This window comes from Streptomyces tricolor, from assembly GCF_002155905.1.
GTDB lineage: Bacteria > Actinomycetota > Actinomycetes > Streptomycetales > Streptomycetaceae > Streptomyces > Streptomyces tricolor.
Window position 1 is genome coordinate 1 of sequence record NZ_MUMF01000504.1, and the last position, 8,846, is coordinate 8,846.

Annotated in this window: 10 protein-coding genes and 1 pseudogene; 8 read left to right on the forward strand and 3 right to left on the reverse strand. The window is 72.4% G+C overall.

Annotated features, from left to right (window positions below; all coding sequences use genetic code 11):
* Nucleotides 1-428 (reverse strand): MarR family winged helix-turn-helix transcriptional regulator (locus tag CCN44_RS31580; protein ID WP_086701498.1); only part of this gene is annotated, 428 nt, incomplete at its 3' end.
* Between the two features lie 112 nt (nt 429-540).
* Here CCN44_RS31580 and CCN44_RS31585 point away from each other — a divergent pair.
* From CCN44_RS31585 to CCN44_RS31600, 4 genes are all read left to right on the forward strand, one after another.
* The gene (locus tag CCN44_RS31585) at nt 541-1,161 is read left to right on the forward strand and encodes an L-threonylcarbamoyladenylate synthase (RefSeq protein WP_059247317.1); all 621 of its coding nucleotides are present in this window, start codon (nt 541-543) and stop codon (nt 1,159-1,161) included.
* Between the two features lie 113 nt (nt 1,162-1,274).
* Nucleotides 1,275-2,030, forward strand: a complete 756-nt coding sequence (locus tag CCN44_RS31590; protein WP_059247318.1) for a dienelactone hydrolase family protein — start codon at nt 1,275-1,277, stop codon at nt 2,028-2,030.
* A 165-nt stretch (nt 2,031-2,195) separates the two neighbouring features.
* Complete coding sequence (locus tag CCN44_RS31595; protein ID WP_086701500.1) at nt 2,196-3,395, forward strand: glycoside hydrolase family 64 protein; 1,200 nt, start codon at nt 2,196-2,198, stop codon at nt 3,393-3,395.
* A gap of 201 nt (nt 3,396-3,596) precedes the next feature.
* On the forward strand, nt 3,597-4,412 hold the full coding sequence (locus CCN44_RS31600; protein ID WP_086701503.1) for an SAM-dependent methyltransferase: 816 nt from the start codon (nt 3,597-3,599) through the stop codon (nt 4,410-4,412).
* 70 nt (nt 4,413-4,482) lie between these two features.
* Here the strand turns inward: CCN44_RS31600 and CCN44_RS31605 are convergent, their stop codons facing one another.
* Nucleotides 4,483-5,199, reverse strand: a complete 717-nt coding sequence (locus tag CCN44_RS31605; protein ID WP_223284003.1) for a TetR/AcrR family transcriptional regulator — start codon at nt 5,197-5,199, stop codon at nt 4,483-4,485.
* Between the two features lie 117 nt (nt 5,200-5,316).
* Between CCN44_RS31605 and CCN44_RS31610 the strand changes: the two genes are divergently transcribed.
* On the forward strand, nt 5,317-6,024 hold the full coding sequence (locus CCN44_RS31610; RefSeq protein ID WP_086701509.1) for an NAD(P)-dependent oxidoreductase: 708 nt from the start codon (nt 5,317-5,319) through the stop codon (nt 6,022-6,024).
* A 132-nt stretch (nt 6,025-6,156) separates the two neighbouring features.
* Nucleotides 6,157-6,456 carry a cupin domain-containing protein gene (locus CCN44_RS31615; protein WP_059247323.1) on the forward strand — a complete coding sequence of 100 codons (300 nt, stop codon included), beginning with the start codon at nt 6,157-6,159 and terminating at the stop codon, nt 6,454-6,456.
* Between the two features lie 162 nt (nt 6,457-6,618).
* Here the strand turns inward: CCN44_RS31615 and CCN44_RS31620 are convergent.
* Nucleotides 6,619-6,912: pseudogene (locus CCN44_RS31620) on the reverse strand (IS701 family transposase); the annotation flags it as partial.
* Nucleotides 6,913-7,644: 732 nt separating this feature from the next.
* On the opposite strand from CCN44_RS31620, the gene CCN44_RS45225 reads away from it, so the two are divergent.
* Complete coding sequence (locus tag CCN44_RS45225) at nt 7,645-7,800, forward strand: hypothetical protein (protein ID WP_167404049.1); 156 nt, start codon at nt 7,645-7,647, stop codon at nt 7,798-7,800.
* A gap of 91 nt (nt 7,801-7,891) precedes the next feature.
* On the forward strand, nt 7,892-8,846 hold a 955-nt coding region (locus tag CCN44_RS31625), incomplete at its 3' end, for a DUF4135 domain-containing protein (RefSeq protein WP_143650077.1).

Genomic DNA, 8,846 nt, shown 5'->3' on the forward strand with positions numbered 1-8,846 from the left:
CCGAGGGCCGAGCCGAGGGCGTCCATCTCGCCCTCGGTCAGCGACAGCAGGGCCTCGGTGAGATGGGAGACCTGCAACGCGCGCACCTCGCCGAGGCGCCGCCGGGCGACCGCCGTCGGGTACAGGCGGGCGACACGCTTGTCGGCGCTGTCCTGCCGGCGTTCCAGCAGGCCCTCCTCGGTGAGCTGGGAGACCAGCGCGCTGACGTTGTTGGGCTTCATCAGCAGCGCCTCGGCGGCCTCCCGCACCGTGGCGCCCGGGTGCTCGGCGACGTGGCGCAGCAGGTTGAGCCGGCCCTCGGGCGGCTTGGGGTGGGCGTAGTCGCGGGCGACCAGCCGGTCCAGGGCCCGGTGCAGCGCGGGCAGGGCGTCGGCGAGCGCCGAGGCGACGCTGTCGACGTCCCGCTGGGAGGCGCTGGATCCGGGCATGACCCCAAGGTAGGTATCTCCTCATACCTATGTCAAACAGGTATGAGGACATAGGTGTCCGGCGGCGCCGCGGCTGCGCGCCCGGCGCCGCGCGACGGCATAAGCTCGGCGGATGGCGAAGTACTTCGACGTGCACCCCGACAACCCGCAGCCCCGCAGCATCGGCCAGGTCGCCGACGCGGTCCGCTCGGGGGCGCTCATCGCATATCCGACCGACTCCTGCTACGCGCTCGGCTGCCGGCTGGGCAGCCGGGACGGCATGGACCGGATCCGCTCCATCCGCCGGCTGGACGACCGGCACCACTTCACCCTGATGTGCCGGGACTTCGCGCAGCTCGGCCAGTTCGTCCGGGTGGACAACGACGTGTTCCGGGCCGTGAAGGCGTCGACGCCGGGCAGCTACACGTTCATCCTGCCGGCCACCCGCGAAGTGCCGCGCATGCTGCAGCACCCGAAGAAGAAGACCGTCGGCGTGCGCATCCCCGACCACGTGGTCACCCAGGCGCTGCTGGCGGAGCTGGGCGAGCCGCTGGTGTCCAGCACGCTGCTGCTGCCGGACGAGGAGGAGCCGATGACCCAGGGCTGGGAGATCAAGGACCGGCTCGACCACGTGGTGGACGCGGTGGTCGACTCCGGGGACTGCGGCACCGAGCCGACGACGGTGGTCGACTTCTCCGCCGGGGAGGCGGAGATCGTGCGGCGGGGCGCCGGGGACACCAGCCGCTTCGAGTGACCGGGCCGCCGGGTGCGGCGGCCCGCGGGGCGCGTGACAGCATGGGCCGTAGCCACGGCGCCGGGCGGGCACCCGCCGCCCGCCGCCCGTTCCCGAGGGAGGGCTTGCTCACCATGACCGATGTCCGGGCGACCGCCGTCGACATCCCCACCGAGGACGGCGTCGCCGACGCCTACCTCGTCCACCCGGCCGACGACCGCCCCCGTCCGGCGGTCCTCTTCTATCAGGACGCCTACGGCCCGCGGCCGTACCTGCGGTCGATGGCCGACCGGCTCGCCGGCGCGGGATACACGGTACTGCTGCCGAACGTCTTCCACCGCCTGGGCCGGGCGCCGGTCCTGGACCTGCCCGAGTTCATCGACCCGGGCGCGGACCCCACCCTCTGGGAGCGGCTCGGCCCGATCGTGTCCGGGCTGACGCCGGAGCAGGTCAAGCGGGACGCGGACGCCTACCTGCGGTGGCTGGCCGACAGCCCGCTCACGGTCGCCGGCCCCGTCGCGCTGACCGGCTACTGCATGGGGGCCCGGCTCGCGCTGTGGACCGCGGGCGCCCACCCGGACCGGGTCGCGGCGGCGGCCGGCTTCCACGGCGGGCGACTGGCCACCGACGACCCGGACAGCCCGCACCTGGAGGCCCCGCGCATCACCGCGGAGCTGTACTTCGGGCACGCGGACGACGACCCCTCGCTGCCCCCGGAGCAGATCGCGCGCTTCGCGGACGCCCTGACCGCCGCGGGAGTCCGGCACACCTGCGAGGTGTACGCCGGCGCCCGCCACGGCTACACCCAGGCCGACACCCCGGCCTACGACCGGGACGCCGACGAGCGGCACTGGGCCGCGCTGCTCGACCTGCTCAAGCGGGCGTTCTGACGCAGGGCCCCGGCGCCCGCCGGCCGGCGGGCGCCGGCCGGCGGGCGCCGGGCCGATCCTGTCCATGTCATTGACATGAACTCATCTCCAGTATGAGGCTGAGAGCGCTCTCAAACAGGTACGGACCAATTTCCGTACGACCCCGACCCCACACGGAGGTGGAGAGTGCCTCACAGGCTCACACGCCGCGTGCTGCCCCTGGCCGCCGCCACGGCGCTGCTCGGCGGACTGCTCGCCCTCGGCGCACCGGACCGCGCCGATGCCGCCGTCCCCGACACCATCCCCCTGAAGATCACCAACAACTCGGGCCGCTCCGAGCCGGTCTACCTCTACGACCTCGGCACCGAGCTGTCGTCGGGACGGCAGGGCTGGGCCGACGCGAACGGCGTCTTCCACGCCTGGCCTGCGGGCGGCAACCCGCCGACACCCGCGCCGGACGCGGCGATACCCGGCCCGGCCGCCGGCCAGTCGAAGACGATCCGCATCCCGAAGTTCTCCGGCCGGATCTATTTCTCCTACGGCCAGAAGCTGGACTTCAGACTGGCGACCGGCGGGCTGGTGCAGCCGGCCGTGCAGAACCCCTCCGACCCCAACCGGAACATCCTCTTCAACTGGTCGGAGTACACGCTCAACGACTCCGGACTGTGGCTCAACAGCACCCAGGTGGACATGTTCTCGGCGCCGTACGCGGTCGGGGTGCAACGCGCCGACGGCAGCGTGAGCACCACCGGGCATCTGAAGCCCGGCGGCTGGACCGGTGTCTTCAACGCGCTGCGCGGACAGCCGGGCGGCTGGGCGGGCCTGGTCCAGACCCGTTCCGACGGCACCGTGCTGCGCGCGCTGTCCCCGCTGTACGGCGTGGAGACCGGCGCGCTGCCGGCGAACGCGATGGACGACTACATCAACCGGGTCTGGCAGAAGTACACGACCTCGACCCTGACCGTCACGCCGTTCGCGGACCAGCCGAACACCAAGTACTACGGCCGGGTCTCCGGGAACGTCATGAACTTCACCAACTCCTCCGGCGCGGTCGTCACCAGCTTCCAGAAGCCCGACGCGGCCAGTGTCTTCGGCTGCCACAAGCTGCTGGACGCACCCAACGACAATGTCCGCGGGCCCATCTCCCGTACGCTGTGCGCCGGTTTCAACCGGTCGACGCTGCTGGTGAACCCCAACCAGCCGGACACCACGACGGCGAACTTCTACCGGGACGCGGTGACCAACCACTACGCGCGGGCGATCCACGCGCAGATGGCCGACGGCAAGGCGTACGCCTTCGCCTTCGACGACGTCGGCAACCAGGAGTCCCTGGTGCACGACGGCAGCCCGCAGCAGGCGTATCTGACGCTGGACCCGCTGAGCTGACCTGACGCGGTCCCGCACCCGGGGGAACGGGTGCGGGACCGCTCCGGTGCCGGGCGCTCAGCCGGCCGCCGGGGCCGTGCCGCCCACGGCGCAGCCGGTCCCCGTCGGCGCGCGGGCGTGAACCAGGAGGTGGCCGGGGGGTGTTCGACGTAGGTTGTGTCCTGGCTGATCCATGCCTCGGCTGAAAGAAGGACACGACCCATGACCGATCCGGCCACGACGCCCGAGCCGGCCACGCACCAGCACATCGACACGTCGGTGCCGCACTCGGCCCGCATCTGGAACTACTGGCTCGGCGGCAAGGACAACTACCCGGTCGACGAGGAGGCGGGCGACGCGTACACCGCCGTCTTCCCGGGCATCGTCACCATCGCCCGGAGCAGCCGTGCCTTCCTGCGCCGCACCATCTCCTACCTCGTCCGCGAGGCGGGCATCCGGCAGTTCCTGGACATCGGCACCGGTCTGCCGACCGCCGAGAACACCCACGAGGTGGCCCAGCGGCTCGCCCCCGAGGCACGGATCGTCTACGTCGACAACGACCCGATGGTGCTCGCCCACGCCCGGGCCCTGCTCTACTCCTCCGCCGCGGGCGCCACCGCCTACATCGACGCCGATGTGACGGACCCGGACCGCATCCTCGCCGTCGCCGCCGAGACACTGGACCTCACCCGGCCCACCGCCCTCATCCTGAGCAACATCCTGGGCCACGTGGCCGACCACGGCCAGGCCCGCTCCATCGTGGACCGGCTCATGGGCGCGCTGCCATCGGGCAGTTACCTCGCCGTCAACGACGGGTCGCTCGGCATCGACCCGGTCTTCGAGCAGGCCCAGGAGGCGTACAACAACAGCGGGGCCGTCCCGTACAACCTGCGCACCGTCGAGGCGATCACCTCGTTCTTCGACGGCCTGGAACTGATCGAACCCGGCGTCGTGCCGGTCACCCGGTGGCGCCCGGATCCCGGTTCACCCGCCCCGGAGATCGTCGCCGAGCACGGGGGCCTGGCACGCAAGCCGTGACCGCTGCCCGGCAGCGACGATCACTCCCGGTGCCGGCGCTCGGCGGAACACCCCCGCGGGGCCGGTCCGTTCAGCGCCGGCGCGGGACGCCCAGCGCCTGGGTGAGCTGGGCGATCTCCTCCTCGAAGAGCTTCTCCGGGCTGGTGGTCTGGGTGCGCAGATGGCCGTAGATCTCCAGTGACACCAGGCCGTGCAGACGCCCCCAGATGCGCAGGGCGAGGGCGACGGCGGCCGGCGGCAGGTCGGGGAAGGCGGGGCGCACCTTGCCGAGGAGCCCGGGGTCGAAGTCGGACCAGTCGAAGGCGCTGTCCCGGTAGAGGTGCCGGGCGTGCGGCCAGGCGGCGTCCGCCAGCGCGGTCAGCCCGGTGCAGACCCGCCGGGCCGCGTCGGGGGCGGGACCCCCTTCCGGAGCCCGGTAGCCGGGGACGGGATCGCCGTAGATCAGCCGGAAACCCTGGGGGTTGGCCAGGGCCCAGCTCCGGAAGGCGCCGGCCCAGGCCGCGATGCGCACGGCGGGACCGGAGCCGGAGGAGGCGTCCCAGGCGGTGTCCACGGCGTCTGCCAGAGCCGTGTACACGTCGTTGATGAGCGTGGTGACCAGGTCGTCCCGGGTCGGGAAGTAGCCGTAGATGGCGTTGGCGGTCATGCCCATCTCGCGGGCGATGGCCCGCAAGGTGATGGCGTCCGGCCCGCCCTCGGCCATCAACGCCAGTGCCACTTTCTTGATCTCGGCCGTCGTCTCGGCTCGTAGCCGCTCGCGCCGTCCCCTGCCGCCTGTCACCGTCACAACGCCCACTCTACAGCGTCCACTTACTGCCCCCTGCGCAAAAACTTCACGGCGTATAGTTTCCGCACGGCGTCACCGAATCGGTGGCGTCCCTGTCCGCCTGCTCAGGGGAGAACCATGCACATCGGAGTCATCGGGGCCACGGGAACCATCGGCAGCCGCGTCGTCGCCGAGGCCCTCGACCGGGGCCACCACGTCAGGGCGTTCAGTCGTGACGCGGCACGGGCACGGCGCGAGGAGCGCCGGGAGAACATCGTCTGGGCGGACGTCGACGTCCTCGACGCCCGCAGCATCGCCGGTGCCCTGCCCGGCCTCGACGTGCTCATCAGCGGTTTCCAGCCGGGCAACGCGGCCAGCGACTTCGCGGACACCGTACGGCGGTCGATCGCCGACCCGACCGTGTACGCCACGGCGGCCCGGGCCCTGCTGAAGGCCCTGGAGAGCCACCCGCGGACCCGGCTCATCGTGATCGGCGGCGCCGGCAGCCTGGAGATCGAACCGGGAGTGGTGCGCGCCGATTCGGACGAGCTGCTGCACGCCGCCCTCGACCGGCTCGGCCTGCCCCGCGCGTACGCGTCGGCGGTGCGCGGTCACCGGGACGCCCTCGACGTGCTGCGCACCTCGAACCGGCTGTGGACCTACTTGAGCCCCGCCGAGGAGATCGCCCCCGGCGAGCGCACGGGTCGCTTCCGGCTCGGCGGCGACCAGCCGGTCCTGGACGCCGACGGCCGCAGCCGCATCTCGGTGGAGGACGCGGCCGTGGCCCTGATCGACGAGGCGGAGCTGCCCCGCTTCGTCCAACGCCGGTTCACCATCGGCTACTGAGCCCCGTTTTTTGCCTTACGGTCGACCAACAGCGCGCCGCCCTGCCGTAACGTCACCGCATCCCTTGATCACGATCGCGGGCGTCCCCGGCGGCTCCGGCCCCCGGCGCGGCGGCCCGCAAGGAGGCACGCCATGACCCTTGTCGACGTACGGAGCACGGCCGCGAGGCTGCCGGACGCCTGGAGTTCTCACCTGCTCGGGCGGGCCGGGGGCGCGGGGGTGAAGGTGCTCCGGATGGACGGACGGCCCCTGGCCCCCGAATCCCACGACACGGCGGAAGCCCTGCTGGTCCTGGACGGCACGCTGCGGCTGCACGCCGGCGGCACCGACGTGGACGTACGCGCCGGGCAGATGTACGTCGTCGCGGCGGGGGTGGAGCACGCCGTGCGCGCGGGCAGCCGGGGCACGCTCGTCATCGTCGGACAGGTCTAGTACTGCAACGGTGTCTGTGCTGAGTGCCGGGCAGTTCTCAGGGGCTGCGTCCGCTTCGTTCGCAGTGGCTGACGCGGGCTTGGTGTCGGCGTCGGCGGCGCCAGGCCGACCGGTGCAGGACGTGGCCGATCGGGGTGGGACAGCGGCCGGTGAGGCGGGTGATCAGCCGTCGGCTCCCGGCGAGGCTGAGGTGGATGAGCTGGGAGGATCCGTCTCTGCTTGCTCCGCGTCCAGCTGGCGGGCCCGCAGGACGGTGAGGCATGCGTGGGCGGCCATCGCCAAGGTCATGTGGCGGTGCCGGCCGGGATGGCGGCGGACCTCGTAGTCGTCCAGGCCGCACTCCTGCTGGGCGGTCTGGAAGCATTCCTCAACAGCCCAGCGGCTGCCCGCGATGCGCATGAGTTCGTCCAGTGTGGTGTCGGCCGGGCAGGAGGCGATGTAGTAGGAGATCTCCTCGGCAGCAGGCGGCGGGCTGTCCGGCGCCGGCGGCGTACTGCCACCAGAACCGGACGCCGTCGTCGGTGTCGCGACGCGGACGCAGTGCACACCGACGGCGGCCGGTGGCGACCAGGAGGACGGCGCCCGCGGGCGTGGGTCGGTCCTGGTGACGGTGGCGATGCGGTCGATGCTCGGACAAAGGCCGTCGTGGAGGCGGGCAAGGCCCGGTTCACCTCGTCCTGGTACCGCTCGGCAGCGTCACCGCCATGAGTGAACAGTCCACGTCGAAGGGCATCCTCGTCCGCCTGGAACCTACGGGCGACCGGTCCCGGTCGGCACCGTCTGACCGGGACCGGGACGGTCGTGCCCCGGGCAGGGCCCGCGGACGCAAGGCGGTGGCGTGCAGGCGGCCGGAGTCAGGGGCGTTCGTGCAGCTGGAGCGGGCCGCCCACGCAGAAGCGTCCGACGCCGAGCCGGCCGCGGTCCTCCAGCTCATCCGACACGAGCCACGGCGACGTCCCTGCACCAGACCGGACGCTCAACGGCCACCCGGGACAGGGCAGCCGGATCGATCCACCTCATGTGTCAGCCGCTGTCAGCGGAGCGGAACTTGGTCCGCCCTTTCCGGACGGTGGGTAATTGGCGAGAAGTCATCGCCCTCGCCCCTTTTTACCGCGTCTTCGGCTGCCTAAGCTCGGCCGGGTTGTCGCGGCATCACCGAGTGTCCCTCGACGATCCAGGAGGACCACCGTGAACCAGGCCACCGCCCACGAAGGCCAGTCCCGCACCGAAGCCGTCGCCTCCGCCGAGGAGGAGCTCGACCTCGTCATCGGCGAGCTGGAGCAGGAGATCCCGGCTCGCTCCGCGGCGACGCCCGGCACCTGTAGCCGCGTCTACTGCATCTGACACCGGCCGCGGCCACGCAACAGGCCGCCCCGGCACGGCAACCGGGTGCCGTCCCGCCGGCAGCGGGACGGCACCACGCAGGAAGGACGCCATGACCGAGGTGCTGTGGGAGTCCGTCGCGCCGACCGGTCGGGGCAGTGCCCCGGCGCACAGTCCTGCCGTCCGCAAGGTGATCGAGGCCGTACGGGCGGGCACCGCCGGCCCCTTGTTCCCGCCGGTGCTGCGACCGGTCGAGGACGACTTGCTCACCCACGACCGCTTCCCGTCCGGTGAGAAGGACGCCGAACTGCTGGCGGCGGCGCTCGCCACACCCCGCTTCGGCCCGCTCGGCACGCTGCTGGACGCCCTCGACGCTTGGTGCCGCCGCACGACCGCCCGCACCCCCGGGCTGCTCGCACCGGGCGTCCTCGACGTCACCCAGGGCGCGCTGTTCGGGCCGCTGGTGAGCGAGGCGTTCACCGCCTGCGCCGCGGGTGCCCCCTACCCGGCCGAGGAGGAGTGCGCCCGCTGGACGGGATTTCTGGAGCCATTCCTGGAACGCCTGTCCCGGGACACCGGCACCTGCGGCGCCCCGCCCGCCGGCACCTCCTTCTTCGACCGGCCTTCGCTACGGTTGCCGGTGACGTGCATCGAAGCCCAGGACGGCGAGACCCACAACGGCCGGCGCCGGGTGCTGCGAGTGCGCCTGAGCGGCGGCGGCAGCATCGCCTACAAGCCACGCCCCGCAGGTGGTGAGGTGCTGTTCCTCACCCCGGACACGTCCGTGTTCGCCCTCCTCAACAGCCTGCCGCCCGCGTCCGGTCCCGTCCGTCTGCCCGTGCTGCGCTGCACGCCGGGCACCGGCCCGGACGGACGCGAGTACACCTGGCAGGAGTGGATCGAGCCGCCGGCGCAGTGGGGGGTGATCCGCTTGGCGTCCGACCGGCGGTTGTACGGCACCCGCCTCGGCCGCCGTCAGGCGGAACGGTTCTGGCACCGGGCGGGCTCCCTCGCCGCCGCCGCGTTCCGCTTCGGCATCGCCGACCTCGGCGAGGGCAACCTCCTGG